Origin of the sequence: Edaphocola flava (genome assembly GCF_004118155.1) — a bacterium.
GTDB lineage: Bacteria > Bacteroidota > Bacteroidia > Chitinophagales > Chitinophagaceae > Edaphocola > Edaphocola flava.
Window position 1 is genome coordinate 553,878 of sequence record NZ_SAIQ01000003.1, and the last position, 20,964, is coordinate 574,841.

Sequence of the window (20,964 nt, forward strand, 5' to 3'; positions counted from 1 at the left end):
AACCAAACGTCTACGAATCGGAGCGTTTAGCCAGTTTACTGTGTTTCTTGCCATAAACGAAGTATACGACCAGACCGATCGCCAGCCATACGGCTAATCGCTCCCAGCTCTCTTTAGGCAGACCAGCCATTAAGGCCAGACAAACCAGCACACCCAGAATAGGTAATACCGGAACGAATGGTGTTTTGAAGCCACGAGGAGCATCAGGATTGGTTTTACGCATTACAATTACCCCGATACATACCAGTACGAAGGCAAATAAGGTACCGATACTCACCATATGACCCAGATCAGAAACCGGGATAAAGCCTGCGAAAATGCTCACGAAGATCATGAAGATTATATTAGTCTTCCACGGTGTTCTGTTCTTTTTATGTAAATCGCTGAACATTTTAGGCAGCAGACCATCCACACTCATGCTGTAGAATACACGGCTCTGTCCCATCAGCATCACCAGCATTACAGAAGTATACCCTGCAATAATGGCCATAGTCAGGAAGGAGTTGAGGAAGGTATAACCCGTATGTGCAAAGGCTGTAGTTACCGGGCTTGCATCGCCTTTAAATTTAAGGTAATGCTCCAGCCCCGTCAGTACATAAGAGAATAATACGTACAATATAGTACAGACGATAAGCGAGCCTATAATACCGATAGGCATGCCCTTCTGTGGATTTTTAGCTTCCTGTGCAGCAGTACTTACTGCATCGAAACCAATAAAGGCAAAGAATACCACACCGGCTCCACGCAGGATACCGCTGATACCATAATGACCAAAATCATCGCTGGAGAAGAAATCCCAGAAACTGATCTCACCGGATTTCAATTTTACCTCTCCCAGGTTGGCAGGGATAAACGGAGTATGGTTAGCAGTGCTGATATAACCCCATCCTAAAGCGATGAAGATCAATACTACAGTCACTTTCAGGACTACCAGTACATTATTCAGCAAAGCTGATTCTTTGGTTCCGCGAATCAGTAAAAGAGATAGTAAACATACAATAATAATGGCCGGCAGGTTGACCACACCACCCATATTAATGCCATTCAATTCATCCCAGGGGCCGTGCAAGAGTGCATTGGGCAGATCTATCCCGACCGAATGGAGAAATTTATTGACATACTGAGACCAGCTCACCGCAACGGTGGCCGCACCCAGGGCATATTCCAGTACAAGATCCCATCCGATGATCCAGGCTACTAACTCGCCCATAGTCGCATAAGAATAGGTATAAGCACTTCCCGCAACAGGAATCATTGAGGCAAACTCGGCATAACAAAGCCCTGCAAATCCGCAACCGATAGCTGCCGCAATGAAGGAATATACTACTGCCGGACCAGCATTATCTGCTGCGGCAATCCCTGTCAGGGAGAACAAACCGGCGCCGATAATCGCACCGATACCCAGCGCAACCAGTGCTCCGGCTCCAAGGGTCTTCTTCAGGCCCTTCTCTGAATCATTAGCCTCTGCAACTAACTGACTCAATTGTTTTTTGGTAAAAATACCCATAAGCGTTTAGCGTTTTAAAAAATACAACCCCCAAACCTAGCTGTTTTTTTTGAAAGTGACAACACTTCCCGTTTCTAAATACCCTAATTTTGCATCAATGACTGTGCATTTCTACAAATACCAGGGCGCAGGAAATGACTTTGTGATCCTGGATAACCGCAAACAATCCTATTCTTTAAGTACGGAGCAGATTAATTTTCTCTGCAATCGCCGCTTCGGCATCGGCGCAGACGGCCTTATGTTGCTGGAAGCAGCAGAAGGCTACGATTTCCGTATGGTATATTATAATGCTGATGGCCATGAGAGTACGATGTGTGGCAATGGAGGCCGTTGTATTGCCGCCTTTGCACAGCACATTGGCGTTGCTGGCGCAGACCAGTCCTTTATCGCTATTGACGGACCGCACAAAGCTATCATTAAAGAAGGCGGTATCGTATCTCTGCAAATGCAGGATATTGACGATATTGAATTTAGCGATAATGTTGCCATCATGAATACAGGCTCGCCACACTATGTATCATTCGATAATGATATTGATAGCCTAGATATCTTTACCGAAGGACGTAATATCCGCAACGGAGAACGTTTTCAGCCCAAAGGTATTAATGTCAACTTTGTGGAGCGCACTGCCGAAGGCTTGCGCATCCGTACCTATGAGCGTGGTGTGGAAGACGAAACCCTGGCCTGTGGTACTGGTGTAACCGCAGCTGCCATTGCTTCTGTAGGAGATGCGACCGGTCATTTTGAAATTCCAGTGGCTGCACGCGGGGGTGATCTTTCTGTACAGTTTGACAAATCCGGTGCACAGGAAGTGCATAATGTATGGCTTACCGGACCCGCACAAGCGGTTTTCGAGGGACAGATCTCTATTTAATTTTCATTTCAACTATCAACGAATTTATATACATGAATTACTGGCTTGTAAAATCAGAACCTTTTAAATATAGCTGGGAGAAATTTGTAGCCGATGGCGAGACCTTCTGGGATGGCGTGCGCAACTACCAGGCGCGTAATAATATGAAGGCTATGAAGAAAGGCGATAAAGTATTATTCTACCACAGTAATGAGGGCATGGCCGTTGTGGGCAATGCTACTGTAGCCAAAGAAGCATACCAGGACCCTACTACCGAAGACGAACGATGGGTAGTGGTAAACCTGAAAGCAGGTAAGCCATTTAAAAATCCGGTAACCCTTAAAGAGATGAAAGAGCAACCGGGTCTGCAGAATATGTCGCTCATTCGCCAGGGCCGCCTTTCCGTTTGTGACCTGACACCAGAGGAGTACGATATCATTACGAATTTAGGGAAGTAAGCTGCAAAACCAGAAAAGCCACATGAACGAAACCACAACATACTACCACGGCACTAAAGCCGATCTGCAAGCCGGTGATCTGATCGTTGCCGGGTATAACTCCAATTACGGCAGCCAGCGTCAGGCTAAATATGTTTACTTTACCGCAACTTTAGATGCGGCAACCTGGGGTGCTGAACTGGCACAGGGCGATGGTGCGGGTAAAATCTATATCGTGGAGCCTACCGGTGCTTTTGAAGATGATCCGAACCTGACGGATAAGAAATTTCCGGGCAATCCAACCCGATCCTACCGTACCAAAGATGGCCTGAGGGTTATTGGCGAACTAAAGGACTGGACCGGCCATAGCGCAGAACAGTTACAGCAGATGCGCGACAACCTTCAAAAACTTAAGGATCAGGGTATAGAGGCGATAGAAGAGTAAAGCGCTAATGTGTGTTAATCATATACTTAAATAGGAATCTTTAAACAGAGTTCTACTGTTTGAAGATTCCTATTTTTTCACTACTTTTCCACATAAAATACTATTGATTACCAGAGCGATTTAACTCCCCTAATTAGATCGGTATGATACAAAATATAAAGCTATATTTAACTATAACCTCAAAACAAAAGCTTACATGTCAACAAAAAAATATTTAATTGATACACTAAAGGCAACCGAAAAAAGTGAATTTGATAATATAGTAAAAACATATCTAAGTGAAATATATAGCTATAAAAGAATTGTAAACACAGATGGTGTCAATGATGGAGGAATTGATATAAAAGTTTTTGATGTTCATGGAGCAAAAAACCAATACCAGCTTACTGTACAAAAAAGTGAAACAACAGCAGAAAAGCATGCATTTGAAAAAAAACTTTTTGACGATGTAGCAAAAGCTCAAAACAACTATAAAGAGAATGGCTACTCCAATGTGCTGTTTTTTTTCCACTCTTATCCACTTACTAACAAAACGATTAATGAATATAAAGCAAAAGCATTGCGAGACTATGGAATATCATTAACTATAATAGATGCAAAACAAATTGCTGAAGAAGCAGAAGAATACTTGCAATTATTAAATGAAATTGTTGCAACTAATAATATTAGAGATATTTTAAAAGAAGAAAATCTCTTTCCAAAAGATGACAAAAATTTGGTTTTTGATTTACTAAGCTTCGGTAAAGCATCTGATGTAAGGTTACAAATAATCGAAGCATATATTCTAAGGCAAGTCCATCTAAAAAAAGAATTAACGAAAGAAGAAATAATAGAGATCTGTGAACAACAATTTAAAAGCCAAGAAAATAAAGTTTTCTATGACAAGTTACTTTCAAGATTATATAGTGAAAAAAAGATCATCTCCTATGATGGCAAGTATATATTAACAGAAAGTGAATCAAAAAAAATTTCTGGTTTAATAGGTCAAAATGAAATTGAAGAGACCGCTTTTATAAACTTACTTTTAGAAATATTAAAAAAATATAAGCAAGAAGATAATATTGAAGAATATCTTTCTGAGCTCAAAAAAGTTTATATCACAAATTTTAATTCTGATATTTCTGAAATTATTTCAGAAGGTGGTAAAGATTTGTCTTCAATATCTAGAGATTTTTTGCAATTTTTAACTTCGAAAGGATTTCTAGAAGGAGAAACTAAAGAGATAGCAAAGGAGTTATTTATTGTTTGTAAGCAAAATGCTTATTTACAAAAATTTTGTGCTGCAAAAGTATTCAGTGAAACGACACGGATTAAAAATATTGAAAGATATATTAATACGCAAAAAAGGGTATTTGTAGATACTCAAATAATTCTATATGCCTTATGCTATTTTTATAATCCCAAATCAGAGTTTTCAAATTATTTTTACACAACTATAAAGTCTTTATTAAACTTTGTTGATAAGAATAAAATAAAATTATTCCTTCCAAGTAACTATTTATGGGAGGCTCAATCTCATTTAAGAGAAGCATTAAACTTAGTTCCATTTACCAATCTTCCTAACTTTGAAAAATTAGGAAGATCAAGAAATGTTTTTTACAATTTCTTTTTATCAGAGCGAAAGCTATATGATTCGGATTTGACATACAAAGATTTTTTTAAAACTTTTGGGTTTAAAGAAAATGACAAATACACAAAACATAATCTATTAATTGAAAAATACATTTCCAAACTTGGGATTGAAGTAATTAAAATTGAGAACCAATTTTATGACATTGAGGAGTCTAAACGAATCATACAAACAATTCTCTACAATGACAATAAATTTAAAAGTAAGTTTGGCTTAAATAATGATGCTATTATATTAGAATATCTTACTGATGGAGATGTCGATGTACATCCTCTGCAACCTTTACTTTTATCTTGGGATAAAGTTTTGTTTAAATCTCAGAAAGAATATTTCAAGAAAAATCCGACCTCTGAAAGGTGGTTCCTTTTAACTCCAGGACGGTTTATTGATCAATATTCATTGCTACAATTCTCCATTGACTCTGAGACTGTGACAAATGAAATTTTAGCATTCTTATCTAATGACCTAATACAAGGTACACATTCCTTATTAGATTCAATTACCCACATTTTAAATCCAACGGAAGAGGTAGGATTACAATATACAAATCGACTCTCCGAAATAAGAGACAATGAGATACATCGACTCAAAGAACAATCTATATCACTGCCTGAAGATATAGAAGGAGAAGCAGTAATTGATGATTTAATGTATAACCTAACGTCACATTATAGGGAAGACAAGGACAATTTTGAAGATTTTAAGAACGTTTTTAAAAATATTGAATTATTAGATGAAGTAACACAAATAATCAAAAGAGCAATAGAGGATATATATACCACCAATAAATTTAGTGATGATATTATTGTTAGTTTTGAGAAGTTGATTGATAAAGTTTCAAAACCATAAATAATAACATTAATAACACACTATGAGAAAGGAAAGAACAAACATTAAACAAATAATGACAATGAAATTGCCTCCTCTCAATTTCCAGGCCTTATAAAAAAATAACAAACTTGTAATATATAAACTATTCAGTGTTTGGGGGACTTATGCTTTCATGACAATTCTCCACCGAAATGTATACAAATCACCTGCTGATCTTTACAGACAGCAGGTTTTTCTTGTTCAAAAGCATTGAAAACCGCTTCTTATCATACATCAATGTTTCTGCCCTAGCCGGGATCGTACTTTTGTGTTGTAAAACAAATCAATCACAAACAATATGGACAGAAAGGATTTCATCAGAAAAGGATTACTCGGTACAGGCATTTTTATGACCACCGGTAGTTTTGCCCACATCCTCAAAAATGATATTGATGAACTCAGGGAGCTGGAACCTATGGGCTTTAACCACCTCCCCAGTCCGGAAACGATAAAAACAGATCATATGATAATACACAAAGCAAACACCCGCGGACAGGCCAATCACGGTTGGCTTAATTCTTATCACAGCTTCAGCTTCGCCGGCTATTATAACCCTGACCGTATGCACTTCGGTGCCCTGCGTGTCTTAAATGATGATACCATCAGTGGTGGCAGCGGCTTCGGTACGCACCCCCATGACAATATGGAGATCATCTCTATACCACTGGAGGGCGACCTGGAACATAAAGACAGTATGGGTACGGTATCGACCATCCGTCACGGAGACATCCAGGTGATGAGTGCCGGTAGCGGTGTGCAGCACAGCGAGTACAATCCTAATGCAGATCGTCAGACCAAATTCTTACAGATCTGGTTGTTCCCCAACAAACGCAATGTTACACCCCGTTACGATCAGGTGAGCCTTAACGTGGCAGACCGTCGCAATAAATTGCAGCAGGTCATCTCCCCTAACCCGGACGATGCCGGAGTGTGGATCCACCAGGATGCCTGGTTCTATCTGGGTGATTTTAACAAAGGGGTACAGACTACCTACGATATCAAAAAGAAAGAAAATGGTGTCTATGCCTTTATCCTGAAAGGTGATTTCACCATCAACGGACAGGAACTCAACGAAAGGGATGGTTTAGGTGTATGGGATGTGCAACAGCTCAATATCACTGCAAATTCTGAAGATGCTTCTATTTTATTGATGGAAGTACCGATGACCTTGACCCAGGCATAATTAAGTATATATAAATCTCTAAAAATCAACATCAATAGTCCCGGCCATACAGCCGGGACTATTGATGTTTAAAACAAGGCCTGATACAGCCTGGTACAATATTTGTACGGACAATCAATATTTTGAGCATTTTAAATTTTCTTAACATATCTTTATACCCTGAAAAAAGACTAAAACAAGAACGAAATGGCTAAATATATTGCATTATTCTCCTTACTACTCAGCCTAAGCCTAAGCTCCTGTGATAATGGTAATAATAACCAGGTCATTACGAAGCCAGAGCCAATGGTAATCGATGAGATCGTAAACTGCACTGCTGTCAATAAAAAGGGCGAAAAACTGGAAATGTCCTTTAACAATACTAAAAACATAGCCCAGGTCGAATGGCAGGGCGAAAAAATAGAACTGGCTCAGCAACCCACAGCATCCGGTATCCGCTATGCCAATGAGCATTATGAGCTGATGGGTAAAGGAGAACTGGTCAATCTGATTAAAGATGGCAAAGTAATCTTTGAATCCGTAAAAGCGCATATATATGGTGAAAAGAAGCTGTTAGTAGCTGCGGAAACCAAAAATTGCAGTGCAGGCGTACTTCAGAAAGAGTGCCTGCAGGTTAAATACGATGCGAATGAAAAGAACTGGGAGCTGTTTTATGAGCCCATTGAAGGTTTCAAGCATGAAAACGGCTATGAGTATGAATTGCTGGTACTGGATGAACGTGTAGATAACCCGGCTGCCGATGGTTCATCTATTCGCTATAAACTCATCAAAGAACTTTCCCGCCGGAAAAAATAACACACGTTTATAAGGCATAATATAGTCCTGAACGGCAAAGACAGGCCGTTTGAGGCTATATTTTCGCATTTGAATTAAAAAAATTAACTTTGCTGTCTTAATTTTTATACACCCGATGTTTGATAATCTTAGTGAACGGTTAGACTCCGCCTTTAAGCAGCTTAAAGGTGAAGGCAGAATCTCCGAAATAAACGTTGCTACAACGATCAAAGAAATTCGTCGCGCGCTGGTAGATGCCGACGTAAACTATAAAATTGCAAAAGAATTTACCGATAAAGTAAAGGATAAAGCCCTGGGCGACAAGGTACTTACAGCCGTGTCTCCTGGTCAGTTAATGGTTAAGATCGTGAAAGACGAACTGGCCGAACTGATGGGCGGTGAAGCGGTTGAGCTAGACCTTTCGGCTCGTCCGACCGTAATCCTGATTGCCGGTCTGCAAGGTTCCGGTAAAACGACCTTCTCTGGTAAACTGGCAAACTTCCTGAGCACCAAAAAGAACAAAAAACCTTTACTGGTAGCAGCGGATATTTATCGCCCTGCGGCGATCAACCAGCTGCATGTACTGGGAGAGCAGATCAATGTACCGGTGTACAGCGATCCTGAAAATAAAGATGCCGTAAGTATTGCACTGGCTGCTATTGCTAAAGCAAAACAAGATGGCAACCAGGTTGTGATCATCGATACTGCCGGCCGTCTGGCCGTAGATGAGGTGATGATGACCGAGGTGGCTAACATCAAAAATGCGGTAAACCCATCTGAAATCCTGTTCGTAGTGGATTCTATGACGGGTCAGGATGCGGTAAATACTGCAAAAGCCTTCAACGAACGCCTGGACTTTACAGGTGTTGTACTGACCAAACTGGACGGTGATACCCGCGGTGGTGCTGCCCTGTCGATCAAATACACGGTAGATAAGCCGATCAAGTTTGTGAGCATGGGCGAGAAGCTGGATACCCTGGATGTTTTCTATCCTGAGCGTATGGCACAGCGTATCCTGGGTATGGGTGATATCATCTCCCTGGTAGAAAAAGCGCAGGACCAGTTTGACGAAGAGCAGGCTAAAAAAATTGAAAAGAAAATCCGTGCGAATAAATTCGACTTTGACGACTTTAAAGCGCAACTGATGCAGATCAAGAAAATGGGTAGCATTAAAGACCTGCTGGCCATGATTCCTGGTGTGGGTAAAGCGATCAAGGATATTGATATCAGCGACGATGCATTTAAAGGTATCGAAGCAATGATCGACTCTATGACACCTGCTGAAAGAGCTAATCCGGATATCATCACTCCATCAAGAAGAGCCCGCATCGCAAAAGGTGCCGGTAAAGAGATTGCAGAGATGAATGCCTTTATGAAACAATTTGACCAGATGCGCCAGATGATGAAGCAGATGAACAAATTTAAAGGTATGCCGGGTATGGGTGGTATGAATCCGTTCGGTGGCGGCGGTGGCATGAGCATGCCTCCTGGTGGTATGCCGAACCTTTTCGGAAAGAAATAAAATTATAAGCATTGAATAGAAATCAAAAGTCAAATTGTATCCCTGAACAGTTTTGACTTTTGATTTTTTAATTGAAGAATTATTTATGTCAAAACAAATTACAGATCTGAAGATCGGATTACTGGGCGGCGGCCAGCTGGGCCGTATGCTGATGCAGGAAGCGGTAAACTGGAACCTGCAGTTTTCTATCCTGGAACCGTCTAAAGATGCCCCCTGTGCACACCTGGTGCCTGATTTCGTAGTAGGTGATTTTAAAGATTACGATACCGTATACCAGTTCGGTAAGGATAAAGATATCGTGACGATTGAATTTGAAGATGTAAACAGCGATGCCCTGGCACAGCTGGAACAGGAGGGTGTAAAAGTATTTCCGCAGCCTGCTATACTGAAAATCATCCAGGACAAAGGTTTGCAGAAGCAGTTTTACCAGAACAATAATATCCCTACCGCGCCTTTCGCGCTGGTGAGCAATAAAGCCGAGATCGAGGCTTGCGGTATTAAACCACCGTTCTTCCAGAAATTACGTACCTCCGGCTATGACGGATATGGTGTGCGTAAGATCGCTACAGAAGCCGATATGGAACAATGTTTCGATCAGCCATCTGTCATCGAAGCGATGGCCGATATGGAGATGGAATTGTCTGTAATCGTATCGCGCAACAGCAAAGGCGAAACAGCAGCCTTCCCTGTAGTGGAAATGGAATTTAACCCGGAAAGCAATATGGTGCAGTACCTGTTTGCACCGGCGCAGATCGATGCTACACTGGCCGAAAAAGCTACCGCAATGGCCCTGGACGTGATCAATAAACTGAACATGGTGGGTATCCTGGCTGTAGAAATGTTCTATACCAGATCGGGTGAAGTGTGGGTGAATGAAGTAGCCCCAAGACCACATAACAGTGGTCACCACACTATTGAAGCAAACCTGAGTTCTCAGTACGAACAGCACTTACGGGCTATCCTGAACCTGAAACCGGGTAATACTGAAGCGCTGCATTTTGGTGCCATGGTAAACCTGGTGGGCGAGAAAGGATATGAAGGTACACCGGTATATGAGGGTATCGAAGAGATCCTGGCAACCAAAGGCGCATTCGTACACCTGTATGGCAAATCCAAAACAAAATCGTTCCGTAAAATGGGACACATCACTATAGTAGGTGATAATGCAGCGGAAGTAAAAGAGAAAGCCGGCACCATTTTAGACACAATTAAAGTAAAAGCATAATCATATACAATATGACACCAAGAGTAGGTATTATTATGGGCAGCAAAAGCGACCTGCCTGTTATGCAGGAAGCTGCAGCCTTTTTAGAAGAAATGGAAATTCCGTTTGAGATTACCGTAGTTTCTGCACACCGTACACCGGAGCGCATGTTTGACTACGCTAAGCATGCAGCGGGACGCGGTGTACAGGCAATCATTGCCGGTGCAGGTGGTGCAGCACACCTTCCGGGTATGGTGGCTTCTATGACTACCCTTCCGGTTATCGGTGTACCGGTGAAGTCCAGCAATTCTATCGATGGCTGGGATTCTATCCTGTCTATCCTGCAGATGCCAAGTGGCATTCCAGTAGCGACAGTAGCCCTGAACGGTGCGAAGAATGCTGGTATACTGGCGGCTAAAATACTGGGTGCGGCTGATGCGACTATCTCGAAGCAATTACAGGCGTTCCAGGACGGACTTACTGAAAAAGTAATGGAAACGGTTAAGGATTTTGAGGCCTTACCATTTAAGTTCCAGGTAAAATAAACTGAGTATTCGCTTAAAGGAAACAAAAACTTATATTATTCCTTTGATTTTATTTTGTATTTATGGCTACCTTTTGCCTTGATGCAAAAGGTACCGCCAAAAAATCAAGGCTGTATAAATCCCTGGCTAAAAATCAATGTGTCGGTCGGTCGCAAACCAGACTCAGTTCGTTCAAACAGTGGTTTGCAACTCTATCGACCGAGCCAATGATTTTATTAACGCCGGACTTATAAGGCCATTTGGAGCGATCTGTACTGTACGGATCGCTTATTGTTTTCATCACAGCGATAGCCATTTTGGAGTGGAGCTGCGATCGTTGAGCACCGAACGCATCACACGTTAAGCTCAGACGATCAATGCACGCAACGGTGCAAAATGGCGGTGCAACGCAATCGCCTTGATGAAAACAAAGGCACTTTTGGTCCTTTTGTTGCCGGACAAAAGGACGAATAAAATAGTTGCCTACATGCGGATAGTCAGTTAAAATAAAATTAAAATGGCGCATGTTTCACATGCGCCATTTTAATATATACTATTTGCAGTCTCTATTGCAATGTAAATATTTCTTCGTATTTCATGTAGCCTGTCCTGCTGATGGTATACATCGGGCTGCCATTCTGATCCAAAATCAGGCCAACCTTTTCATTATCTTTAATAGGAAAATTGATCTTATAGCTCCTTCCGTCTTTTAATTGGATACCATAGGTCTCTACAGAATTACTAATACTGACCTGGTTTTGGGTATAGGAAAATGAAGTGACCTTTCCGGTCGAGTCCTTAACCGTAAAGTCTTTAGCCTCAAAAACCAGCTCAAACTTCTGCCCAGAGGCATCGGTTGCTTTCCAGGCACCTCTGTACGCATCTGAGCCGCTGCAACCTGCAAGCAGGAACATCAAAGCAGCGATCAATAGCAGGATTATATTTTTCATATTTCCAGTGTGTTTTGATGTTAATAATGGATGATATCGTAAGGATCAGGTTAAGGTAACAATGCTTCCCCGCTCCGGGTCCTTGATCACCTGTACATAGCGTGGTATACGCTCCTGCAACTCTTCTACATGGGATATAACCCCCACCACCCTATGCTCGCGGTATAATTGCTCCAGTGTCTGGAACACAATGTCAATAGCATCTTTATCCAATGTACCGAATCCTTCATCAATAAAGAAGAAGTTCTTCTCAAATTTATTCAGGCTCTGTATACTGTCTGCCAGCGCCAATGCCAGGCATAAAGAAGCCTGGAAAGCCTGTCCGCCGGAAAGCGTTTTGGCACTGCGGGTTTTACCGCCGTTCAGGTAATCCATCACCTCAAACCCCCGCTCCGGATCATAGATCAGGCTTAACTGGTTCCGGGTCAGTCTGTGAAAACGCTCATTAGCCACACTGCACAGATTCTGCAGGTACATTTCAGAAATATACTCCACAAATCCATTGGCCTGGAATAAACCGGTCATGGTTTTCAGGTTCAGCGCCCTTGCCTGCAAAGCTGTATCCTGCTGCTCGTAATGTAGTTTTTCTTCCAGTTTCAGTGTCCATTGCTGTACCTCGTTTTCCAGCAGCAGCAATCCATCAGTCTGCTCTTTAAGCAAAGTCTGCAACTGATTGCGTTTCTCCGCCACACGTTCGTACTCCTGCTCATCCAATACCTGTGTACCCAGTTGCTCTTTGCGACTGGCCAATTGTACTTCAGCGGTGTGCAGGGCTCTGAAAAACTGTTCTGTATCGGCCCGTTCCTGTGGTATATTATCGGAACGCAATAATGCTGATACTGCCTGTTCATCTGCAAATCCCTGTTCCAGCAATGCCTTTTCCAGCATATCATTCACTTGTTGCAGCTGTGCAGTCCATTCGCTTACCTGCAGTCTGATCTGCTCCAGACGCGCACTATGGCTGGCCCGTTGTTCTCTTAACTGCTGACTCTTCTCCGTTTCGGCGACATAACGCTGCTCAGTAGTAATGATCAGTTCCTTATATTCCGTTTCAAGAGCCTTCAATTCCGCAACTGATTGTGCTGACCAGTTTACGCTATCTTCAGGTATCTGCTGCTCCAGTACATCCATGCGGCCTTTCAGCTGCTGAGCCTGTATCTGGAACTGCGTTACCGCCTGCTGATACTTTTGCAATTGCTCATTCAACCCCAGTTCTGATTGACGCAGCTGGCTTACATCTGCTTCCCGTGCAGTAATCAGCTGCTCAGCCTCACGTATCGTCTGCTGGTACTGTTGTAAAGTATTACGATCCTCAGGGATAAATAAGCCCTCCCAGTTAAAAGCCAGTCGATGTGCCTTTACCTGGTTCAGGATCTGTTGCCATGTTTCGTTTTCTGCATGCAGTTGTAGCCTGTAGTCTTTTAATACTTCCAGGCGGCGATTAGCCTCAGCACGATGCTCCCGCCATTGCAGCAGGCTTTGTTCGTATTGTTGTTTTTGTATGCTGATGTCTTCTATAGACACTGTATGCTCTGATTCATGTATCTCGGGCTGGTGCGTGGTCGAGCCACATAAGGGACAGGGTTCGCCGTTGGTCAATTCCTTGCGGTAACGCTGTAATTCAGACTGGACTTGTATTTGTCTCCACTGCTCTGTACAATGATCAAGAGCCAGCTGCCCGTCTGTTATTTTACCATCGAGGAAAGAGACACTATCCTCCGGCGCAATATTCCATTGTACAAAATATTGCTCCTGCTCCTGTACCTGTTGCTGTAACTTTTCGGTTTGTGCCTGTTTATGTCGTTGTTCATTATCAAGTTGCTCCTGCCGGCTAAACCATGCGGATGCCTGCAAGAGAATATCAGTGTCAGGCTTTTGCGCTTTAAGTGTAGCCAGTTCTTGTTCTGCATCCTGCACCTGCAATTGCAATGCACTTTTCTGGGCTGTTACCTGTTCTACATGTGCCGTACCTTTTTGCACCCGATCCTGTAGTACTTCATATTCTTGTACTACTGTACGATAATCTATGATATGCTGTATCGCAGCGGCTTTCCGCTTCCATTCATCCAGCTGTGCATAGTCTTTGGCAACAGCTTCCAGCACTTCTTGCTGCTTGCTCCAGTCCTGTTCTGCCTGCTGCAACTGATCCTGTACCTGTTGCATTGTATTCTGTGCCTCTGTATAGTTTTTCTGGTATACTTGTTTTTGTTCCAGTACAGATTTAAAATGCAATACGGCTTTATCATATTGCCTGATGTGCGCTGCGCGCTGCTCATATGTATCTTTCTGAGCTTGTAAAGTTATCAGCTGCTGCTGTACCTGCTGCAATTGTTCCTGCGCCTCTTTAATGCGCTGTAATTGCTCAAACTGCTGCTGTACGGTTTCAGCCTCCTGACGGGCAGATTGTACCTGCTGCTGCCATTCCAACAGTTTCGTTTCTTTCTCTGCTAAGGCCTCCCGGCTATATATTGCATACTGACTCAGCACACCCGCATTATGATGCAGGGCCTCATTATTCTTAACCGTAAGCTGTCGTGTAGGCTCTGCAAAATCGTACTGATAGAGGTTAAAGATCTCCTTCAGCATTTTCACCCGGTCTCCTTTGGTGAGCTCCAGGAACTCTTTAAATTTACCCTGCGGGATAATGACTGTACGTTTAAAATTATCGTATTTCAATCCCAGCACCAGCTCTGCATTGGCACTTTCCAGTGGTATCCACTCCCCGTTCTCCCATTTGCAGGCCGTACGCTCGATGGTAGAAGTAGCAGCATAATCTTTTTTACGGCGCTTCCAGGTAGCAGAGAAGCGATACTTTTCTTCCTTTGTGGTGGAAAATTCAAAGTCTATCAGGGCCTTTTCTGATTTCAGGTTAAGCATATTATAGGCTCGGCGGTCGCCGGAATCGAGCCGTTCTGTAGCCCCGTACAAAACAAAGCTGATGGCCTCCAGTATACTGGACTTACCGGAACCTACCGCACCGAAAATGCCGAACAGGCCAGCTTCGGTAAGGCTGGCAAAGTCTATAACCTGTGGTTCCTGGTAGGAGTAAAATCCTTGTATCGTCAGTTTTAATGGTAACATGTAGCTTATTTCTGCTGTAGTATTTCGTTAAAGAGGTTCAGTATATCTTCATTGGGTTCCTGCTTATGCTTTGACCGGAAATAGTCGGCAAACAGGCTGCGGATATCCTGCTCCATATCGATCTGTCTTATTTCTTTATCTTTTACGGTATCTATATCCACCTGGGGTATCACCTGTATGATCCCGTCATGTGCCTGCTGGATGCGGCGCAACTCCTCTGCCTGTAAGAACGTATCGCTTTTAATGGTCAGCTCTACCAGGCTGTATGGATTTTCCTGCAGCCATTCAATAGCGGCATCAGCCCCCGTAAAGCTTTTGCGGTATAGCTTACGGCCACTGTTCAGCGGCACCTGCTGCACGGAAGCTGCTGCTCCCGGTTCTATATCTACCAGGCATACATATTTCTGCTGCCCAGCCTCACTGAAACTGTAAGACAACGGACTACTGGAATATATGGCGGCGGAGCGGTGCCCTTTGGCTTGTTGATACCGGTGCAGATGCCCCAGTGCAGTGTATTGTATGGCTTCGGGTATGATGTCGGTATAAACCAGATCTGCATTCCCGATCTTAATAGGCTTCTCTCCTTCCGGCTCTTCCGGAATTTCGGCACCTCGTTCTACCATAAACAGGTGGGCCATCAATATGTTCACGCCCGTTTCATCCATATACTGATCTGCAATCTCCTGCCAGCGGCTTTGCAGCACCTGGTTCAGCGCAGTCTCTTTATCTTCTATTCCGAGGAATTGTTTCAGGCGCACCTCATTGGCATAAGGAGAAAGCAGGAGCCGCAGCGGCACTGCTGTTCCCGGCAGTTTTACTTCTATAAATCCCGCATCTGATCTGACTATTGACAAGCCGGAAGATAATGCCACAGGGCGGATAACGGCATTGGGATAACCCATAAAAAATATACCGCTTGCCCGTGCCAATGCATCGGGCGCATCAATCTTATCCGGACTATCATGGTTTCCGGCAATGGCCACTACCAGTCTGCGTCCATCATCAGACAAGCGCTTCACGGTACTGTAAAACAGTTCCAGGGCTTCTGTAGGCGGATTGGCACTATCAAATATATCTCCTGCGATCAGCACGGCATCTACTTCGTTTGCTTCCACAATATCCACGATCTCTTCCAGCACCTGCACCTGTTCTTCGATGCGGCTGAAGGTACCCAGTTTCTTTCCTAAATGCCAGTCTGCTGTATGTAATAATCGCATATAATTAATCCGGTTTGACTGAGTGCCTCTAATGCACACCAGCATTGCATATTAAACAAAAACTTAACGAACATGCGTGTAACTTCGCTGTTCTGTACTGATCTTATTTCCATGCAATTTACAATGAAATTTTTGCCTGTAGTGATCTTATTCCTCTGTCTGGGAAGGAATGCTTCTGCCCAGGTAAGTTATAAAGATTTACCCATCAGCTGGAGTGATTTTACCCCGACCGATCAGATCCGGGTGAATGCTCATGGCACTGCTGCCATCAGTGTACATACTGAATATTCCTGGGAGAGTTCCGTTAAAAATAACAAGGTAGCGTATATCGATTTCAAGTCGAAGCTTACCGTTAACCGAAAAGAGAGCTTTGTACTACGCAGCTTTATGCGCACAGCTAATGCGGAGCGAAAGGCACGCCTGCTGCGGCATGAACAGGGCCATTACCTGATCGGCCTGATCAAGCACCTATGGCTGGAACAGGCGATTACTGAATACCGTTTTACCCGCAATTATAAGGAGGAGATCAGGAAGATCTGTAAACAGGTTGAAGATCGTGCGGCAAAGCTGAACAGTGATTATGACCGTGAAACCGAGCACTCCCTGATTGAAGATAAGCAACTGGCCTGGGAGAAAAGGTTGCTGGATACATTTAATGAACTGAATGATAATAAGGCAAAATTGCCCTTACAGTTTGATCTAAAACTAATGGTTAATTTATAGAAATTAAGTATGCTCTTTTAAGAATCAGGTATAGCTCCACTTATAATTATTGGTACCTTTTGCCTTGATGCAAAAGGTACCGCCAAAAAATCAAGGCTGTATAAATCCCTGGCTAAAAATCAATGTGTCGGTCGGTCGCAAACCAGACTCGCTGCGCTCAGACAGTGGTTTGCAACTTTATCGACCGAGCCAATGATTTTCTTAACGCCGGATTTATAAGGCCGTCCTTAGCGATCTGTTCTGTACGGATCAATTACCGTTCATCATAACAATAGCCATTAGGTTACCACATCGGGAATCCTTGCAACAGAACGTTTCGTACCTTGAGGTACTCGAAGGGTAATGATCAAAGCACACAATTGATCATTTATATATAAAAGGCTACCCGGCAGCAAAGCTGCCGGGTAGCCTTTTATATATAAGTATGACTATCCTAAACGATTATGTATACGATCTGCAATCTTTTCGGCCCAGAGACGATACATGGCTGCACTGTAGTGCAGCTTATCATCTACCAGGTAAGTAGCCTCATCTCCGGCATGCTGGTCGGTCAGTTCTGTAATATCTACAAATATAATACCGTGCGCATCGGCGATGGCCTGCTTACGCTCATTATATGCCTTGATCTCAGCAGTTACTTTTGCCGCATCGGAGCCTTTCTCAATGGCAAATGAGGTATGCCCCCAATCCGGGATGGATACTACAAAAACTTTTTCTTTATTGCCTTTGGCAAAAGCAATAGCCTGTTCCAGTAAGCCGGTAAATTCTGCGGCGTAATTATCCAGGTCGCGGCCACGGTACTGGTTATTCACGCCAATCAGTAAGGTTACCATATCAAAGGTATCCTGCAAATCCCGTTCAGCAATACCAGCCCGCAGTTCATCGGTCGTCCAGCCGGTTACGGCAATAATCTCCGGTGCACTGACTTCGACCTGATAACGGTCTTTTAATACCTGTACTAACTGATTAGGAAAGTTTTCGGTAGCCCCTACGCCTTCTCCTATTGTATATGAATCTCCTAAAGCTAAGTATGTTTGCATTCCGTAAATATACTATGGTTTCTGTTTTTTTTCCTGTCTTTGCTTCAATAATTCGCTGCGCTTAGGCTCTCTGACATTGATAAAATCATAAGGGCAATGCAGACAGCCATTACCACAACAGCGCCCTCTTTTGAGGTGGTATGCTGCGGTAAGCACTATTAATCCGTTTTCATTGAAGTAAAAGTCTGTTCCTTCCTGTAACATATGAGGACTGATCTATTCTTCTGTTTCCTGGTGTGCAAACATCTGTTTCAGTACAGCGTCTTTCTCCAGTGGCAGTTCTTTATTGATCTTAAATTTCAGATAATGAATGCGGTTACTACCTGCGATATCCAGTCCTTCGTAGTGCGTTTTGATGCTCAATTCCGGAGATACCGCACCTTTTGCATAAATGTTATCATCATCTACCAGCACTTCCAGCTCATACAGGTCTATAACCGCTTTGGTAAAGTTGTACAGATCCGGGCTGTCGGTTTTCAGGTTGATGGTGGCATCAGGGGTAATGATCTGCTGGTACAGTCTCAGGAAACGAGGATATGTCAGGCGCTTTTTCATACGAGCACCTTTCAGCTGCGGATCGGGAAAGGTAATCCAGATCTCGCTTACTTCGCCAGGCGTAAAGTAATCGGTAATTTTATCAATATGCGAACGCACAAAGCCTACATTGTGCAGGCCATTTTCCAGTGCTGTTTTAGCACCTCTCCAGATGCGGTTGCCTTTAATATCGATACCGATGAAATTGCGCTCCGGGTACAAGCGACCCAGTCCTACGGCATATTCTCCTTTACCACAGGCCAGCTCTAAGGTAATCGGGTTATCATTTTTAAAAAATGTATTCCATTTTCCCTGCATATCCTGCGGGAATTCTAAAACGTTTTCGAATGTCTTGATCTCGTTAAAACGTACTAATTTTTTTTGTCCCATATAAGAATAAAGTCTGCTGTATTATTTCACCAATGTACCCTGGTAACTGATGGGGTTACGATATACACTGGATATATAAACAGTTGCATTTCCATTGTCAAATACACTTACCGTAATACGATTGATGTCACTCCTGTCCAGGGGTTTGATCTGTATTTCGTACGGTTTGTTGCGTTTCGATGGTCTGCTTACCTGGTAGGTATATTTTGATGAACTGAATTTGATACCGATATCTGTCGTACCATAGAGCGAGGTATAAGATCGCCCGAAATACGGCAGGGATACGATAAGAGAATCGGGAGTTACCTGTAGTGTATAATTGCCTTCTCCGATCCGGTAAAGATCTCTTGCATTCGGGAACATGTTCATCACCGCCATGTTGACATCTTCCATAGGCCTTGCTGTCTCTGCTTTAAAGGTAAAGTGCTGGTTTGAAACAGCCGTTTCTATGACACCTCTCGGAGGCCTTGGTGGTGACAGTGCCATCAATCCGAAACTGCAGAAAACGAGACAAGCGATTATATATTTCATGATGCTGTATTTTGTCTTAAACAAATATACCGAAAATAAAACACATGGCATTTTTACCGAATATCAAACGCCTTTCGGTTTGGAAAGGCGTTTGAGGAAAAGTATATTATAAACCGGGTAAGCCCGTGTTATGATTAATATCTGTAATGCTCTGGTTTGTAAGGACCTTCTTTAGACAGACCCAGGTAAGAAGCCTGTGCATCAGTCAGGATATCCAGTTCTACACCGATTTTAGACAGGTGCAGACGTGCAACTTTCTCATCCAGGTGTTTAGGCAGAACGTATACTTTGTTTTCGTATGCTGCGGTGTTAGTCCACAGTTCGAGTTGAGCTAAAGTTTGGTTAGTGAAAGAGTTACTCATTACAAATGAAGGGTGACCGGTAGCACAACCCAGGTTTACCAGGCGGCCTTCTGCCAGTACGATAACTTCTTTACCATCGATATTGTACAGGTCTACCTGTGGTTTGATGGTATCTTTAGTCTGACCATAGTTATTGTTCAACCATTCCATATCGATTTCGATATCGAAGTGACCAATGTTACACACGATCGCTTTATCTTTCATGGCACGGAATTCTTTCTCGGTAACGATGTCACGACAACCTGTAGTGGTTACAATGATATCGGCTTCTTTAACCGCTTTTTCCATTCTTGCAACTTCAAAACCGTCCATAGCAGCCTGTAAAGCACAGATCGGATCGATCTCTGTAACGATTACACGGGCACCTGCACCTCTCAGCGATTCTGCAGAACCTTTACCCACGTCACCGTAACCAGCTACCAGCGCTACTTTACCAGCCATCATAATATCGGTAGCACGACGAATCGCATCTACCAGAGATTCTTTACAACCGTATTTGTTATCAAATTTAGATTTGGTCACAGAGTCGTTTACATTGATTGCAGGCATTGGTAAAGTACCATTAGCCATACGCTCATATAAACGGTGTACACCAGTAGTGGTCTCTTCAGACAGACCTTTGATACCGGCAACCAGCTCAGGATATTTATCCAGAACGATGTTCGTCAGGTCACCACCGTCATCCAGGATCATATTCAGCGGACGATCTTCGCTACCGAAGAATAATGTCTGCTCAATACACCAGTCAGCCTCTTCCAGGGTCTCTCCTTTCCAGGCAAATACCGGAACGCCTGTAGCCGCGATAGCTGCAGCAGCGTGGTCCTGAGTAGAGAAGATATTACAAGAGCTCCAGCGTACTTCCGCACCTAAAGCAGTCAATGTTTCAATCAGTACAGCAGTCTGGATCGTCATGTGCAGACAACCAGCGATACGTGCGCCTTTCAGCGGCTGGCTCGCACCGTACTCTGCTCTCAGGCTCATCAGACCCGGCATTTCAGCTTCTGCCAGTTTAATTTCTTTTCTACCCCATTCAGCCAGTGAAATATCGGCTACTTTGTATGGTAATGCAAAATCGATATGTGCTTTAGATGCAACACTCATAATATAGTAATTAAAGTTTTTCGTAAAAATTTCAGGCAAAAATAAACATTATACGTTAATTCACACAATAAATAGTGTTAAGGATA

At 43.1% G+C, this 20,964-nt stretch carries 19 protein-coding genes; 10 read left to right on the forward strand and 9 right to left on the reverse strand.

The annotated features are described in order from the left end of the window. Positions 1 to 10: 10 nt before the first annotated feature. Positions 11 to 1,507 (reverse strand): amino acid permease, encoded by a 1,497-nt coding sequence (locus EMP01_RS11955; RefSeq protein WP_202616059.1) that lies wholly within the window; start codon positions 1,505 to 1,507, stop codon positions 11 to 13. 97 nt (positions 1,508 to 1,604) lie between these two features. Between EMP01_RS11955 and dapF the strand changes: the two genes are divergently transcribed. The 9 genes from dapF (at position 1,605) to purE (ending at position 10,970) form a co-directional block, all read left to right on the forward strand. Continuing rightward, on the forward strand, positions 1,605 to 2,381 hold the full coding sequence (gene dapF, locus EMP01_RS11960) for a diaminopimelate epimerase (RefSeq protein ID WP_129021756.1): 777 nt from the start codon (positions 1,605 to 1,607) through the stop codon (positions 2,379 to 2,381). 32 nt (positions 2,382 to 2,413) lie between these two features. Beyond that, a complete protein-coding gene (locus EMP01_RS11965) occupies positions 2,414 to 2,818 on the forward strand; it encodes an EVE domain-containing protein (protein ID WP_129021757.1) in 405 nt (134 codons plus the stop codon). Between the two features lie 22 nt (positions 2,819 to 2,840). Then, entirely contained in the window at positions 2,841 to 3,242 is a 402-nt protein-coding gene (gene arr / locus EMP01_RS11970; protein WP_129021758.1) for an NAD(+)--rifampin ADP-ribosyltransferase, read from the forward strand. A gap of 196 nt (positions 3,243 to 3,438) precedes the next feature. Then, positions 3,439 to 5,721, forward strand: a complete 2,283-nt coding sequence (locus EMP01_RS11975; protein ID WP_129021759.1) for a hypothetical protein — start codon at positions 3,439 to 3,441, stop codon at positions 5,719 to 5,721. Between the two features lie 319 nt (positions 5,722 to 6,040). Further along, the gene (locus tag EMP01_RS11980) at positions 6,041 to 6,925 is read left to right on the forward strand and encodes a pirin family protein (protein WP_129021760.1); all 885 of its coding nucleotides are present in this window, start codon (positions 6,041 to 6,043) and stop codon (positions 6,923 to 6,925) included. 186 nt (positions 6,926 to 7,111) lie between these two features. Beyond that, positions 7,112 to 7,720, forward strand: a complete 609-nt coding sequence (locus EMP01_RS11985; protein ID WP_129021761.1) for a DUF4377 domain-containing protein — start codon at positions 7,112 to 7,114, stop codon at positions 7,718 to 7,720. A 115-nt stretch (positions 7,721 to 7,835) separates the two neighbouring features. Next, positions 7,836 to 9,221, forward strand: a complete 1,386-nt coding sequence (gene ffh, locus EMP01_RS11990) for a signal recognition particle protein (protein ID WP_129021762.1) — start codon at positions 7,836 to 7,838, stop codon at positions 9,219 to 9,221. A gap of 85 nt (positions 9,222 to 9,306) precedes the next feature. Next, positions 9,307 to 10,446, forward strand: coding sequence for a 5-(carboxyamino)imidazole ribonucleotide synthase (locus tag EMP01_RS11995; RefSeq protein WP_129021763.1), 1,140 nt, complete (start codon positions 9,307 to 9,309; stop codon positions 10,444 to 10,446). An 11-nt stretch (positions 10,447 to 10,457) separates the two neighbouring features. Next, positions 10,458 to 10,970 (forward strand): 5-(carboxyamino)imidazole ribonucleotide mutase, encoded by a 513-nt coding sequence (purE, locus tag EMP01_RS12000; RefSeq protein ID WP_129021764.1) that lies wholly within the window; start codon positions 10,458 to 10,460, stop codon positions 10,968 to 10,970. Positions 10,971 to 11,515: 545 nt separating this feature from the next. Here the strand turns inward: purE and EMP01_RS12005 are convergent. The 3 genes from EMP01_RS12005 to EMP01_RS12015 are packed head-to-tail and all read right to left on the reverse strand — an operon-like array spanning position 11,516 to position 16,197. Next, on the reverse strand, positions 11,516 to 11,899 hold the full coding sequence (locus EMP01_RS12005; protein WP_129021765.1) for a putative periplasmic lipoprotein: 384 nt from the start codon (positions 11,897 to 11,899) through the stop codon (positions 11,516 to 11,518). Positions 11,900 to 11,944: 45 nt separating this feature from the next. Then, positions 11,945 to 14,980: an AAA family ATPase gene (locus EMP01_RS12010; protein ID WP_129021766.1), complete on the reverse strand. Its 3,036-nt coding sequence runs from the start codon at positions 14,978 to 14,980 to the stop codon at positions 11,945 to 11,947. Positions 14,981 to 14,985: 5 nt separating this feature from the next. Further along, positions 14,986 to 16,197 (reverse strand): metallophosphoesterase family protein, encoded by a 1,212-nt coding sequence (locus tag EMP01_RS12015; RefSeq protein ID WP_129021767.1) that lies wholly within the window; start codon positions 16,195 to 16,197, stop codon positions 14,986 to 14,988. 72 nt (positions 16,198 to 16,269) lie between these two features. Between EMP01_RS12015 and EMP01_RS12020 the strand changes: the two genes are divergently transcribed. Continuing rightward, a complete protein-coding gene (locus tag EMP01_RS12020) occupies positions 16,270 to 16,920 on the forward strand; it encodes a DUF922 domain-containing protein (RefSeq protein ID WP_129021768.1) in 651 nt (216 codons plus the stop codon). A 428-nt stretch (positions 16,921 to 17,348) separates the two neighbouring features. Here EMP01_RS12020 and EMP01_RS12025 read toward each other — a convergent pair whose 3' ends face one another. The 5 genes from EMP01_RS12025 to ahcY form a co-directional block, all read right to left on the reverse strand. Then, entirely contained in the window at positions 17,349 to 17,960 is a 612-nt protein-coding gene (locus EMP01_RS12025) for an SGNH/GDSL hydrolase family protein (RefSeq protein ID WP_129021769.1), read from the reverse strand. Positions 17,961 to 17,972: 12 nt separating this feature from the next. Beyond that, positions 17,973 to 18,164 carry a DUF5522 domain-containing protein gene (locus tag EMP01_RS12030; protein WP_129021770.1) on the reverse strand — a complete coding sequence of 64 codons (192 nt, stop codon included), beginning with the start codon at positions 18,162 to 18,164 and terminating at the stop codon, positions 17,973 to 17,975. Between the two features lie 12 nt (positions 18,165 to 18,176). Then, positions 18,177 to 18,884, reverse strand: a complete 708-nt coding sequence (gene trmB / locus EMP01_RS12035) for a tRNA (guanosine(46)-N7)-methyltransferase TrmB (protein WP_129021771.1) — start codon at positions 18,882 to 18,884, stop codon at positions 18,177 to 18,179. A gap of 21 nt (positions 18,885 to 18,905) precedes the next feature. Continuing rightward, a complete protein-coding gene (locus EMP01_RS12040) occupies positions 18,906 to 19,415 on the reverse strand; it encodes a DUF4251 domain-containing protein (RefSeq protein WP_161971327.1) in 510 nt (169 codons plus the stop codon). Between the two features lie 134 nt (positions 19,416 to 19,549). Next, a complete protein-coding gene (ahcY, locus tag EMP01_RS12045) occupies positions 19,550 to 20,878 on the reverse strand; it encodes an adenosylhomocysteinase (RefSeq protein WP_129021773.1) in 1,329 nt (442 codons plus the stop codon). Between the last annotated feature and the right edge of the window lie 86 nt (positions 20,879 to 20,964).

Coding starts and splice junctions, on each gene's coding strand:
- EMP01_RS11955 (WP_202616059.1), bottom strand. CDS start 1,507: ATGGGTATTTTTACCAAAAAACAATTGAGTCAGTTAGTTGCAGAGGCT.
- dapF (WP_129021756.1), top strand. CDS start 1,605: ATGACTGTGCATTTCTACAAATACCAGGGCGCAGGAAATGACTTTGTG.
- EMP01_RS11965 (WP_129021757.1), top strand. CDS start 2,414: ATGAATTACTGGCTTGTAAAATCAGAACCTTTTAAATATAGCTGGGAG.
- arr (WP_129021758.1), top strand. CDS start 2,841: ATGAACGAAACCACAACATACTACCACGGCACTAAAGCCGATCTGCAA.
- EMP01_RS11975 (WP_129021759.1), top strand. CDS start 3,439: ATGTCAACAAAAAAATATTTAATTGATACACTAAAGGCAACCGAAAAA.
- EMP01_RS11980 (WP_129021760.1), top strand. CDS start 6,041: ATGGACAGAAAGGATTTCATCAGAAAAGGATTACTCGGTACAGGCATT.
- EMP01_RS11985 (WP_129021761.1), top strand. CDS start 7,112: ATGGCTAAATATATTGCATTATTCTCCTTACTACTCAGCCTAAGCCTA.
- ffh (WP_129021762.1), top strand. CDS start 7,836: ATGTTTGATAATCTTAGTGAACGGTTAGACTCCGCCTTTAAGCAGCTT.
- EMP01_RS11995 (WP_129021763.1), top strand. CDS start 9,307: ATGTCAAAACAAATTACAGATCTGAAGATCGGATTACTGGGCGGCGGC.
- purE (WP_129021764.1), top strand. CDS start 10,458: ATGACACCAAGAGTAGGTATTATTATGGGCAGCAAAAGCGACCTGCCT.
- EMP01_RS12005 (WP_129021765.1), bottom strand. CDS start 11,899: ATGAAAAATATAATCCTGCTATTGATCGCTGCTTTGATGTTCCTGCTT.
- EMP01_RS12010 (WP_129021766.1), bottom strand. CDS start 14,980: ATGTTACCATTAAAACTGACGATACAAGGATTTTACTCCTACCAGGAA.
- EMP01_RS12015 (WP_129021767.1), bottom strand. CDS start 16,197: ATGCGATTATTACATACAGCAGACTGGCATTTAGGAAAGAAACTGGGT.
- EMP01_RS12020 (WP_129021768.1), top strand. CDS start 16,270: ATGCGTGTAACTTCGCTGTTCTGTACTGATCTTATTTCCATGCAATTT.
- EMP01_RS12025 (WP_129021769.1), bottom strand. CDS start 17,960: ATGCAAACATACTTAGCTTTAGGAGATTCATATACAATAGGAGAAGGC.
- EMP01_RS12030 (WP_129021770.1), bottom strand. CDS start 18,164: ATGTTACAGGAAGGAACAGACTTTTACTTCAATGAAAACGGATTAATA.
- trmB (WP_129021771.1), bottom strand. CDS start 18,884: ATGGGACAAAAAAAATTAGTACGTTTTAACGAGATCAAGACATTCGAA.
- EMP01_RS12040 (WP_161971327.1), bottom strand. CDS start 19,415: ATGAAATATATAATCGCTTGTCTCGTTTTCTGCAGTTTCGGATTGATG.
- ahcY (WP_129021773.1), bottom strand. CDS start 20,878: ATGAGTGTTGCATCTAAAGCACATATCGATTTTGCATTACCATACAAA.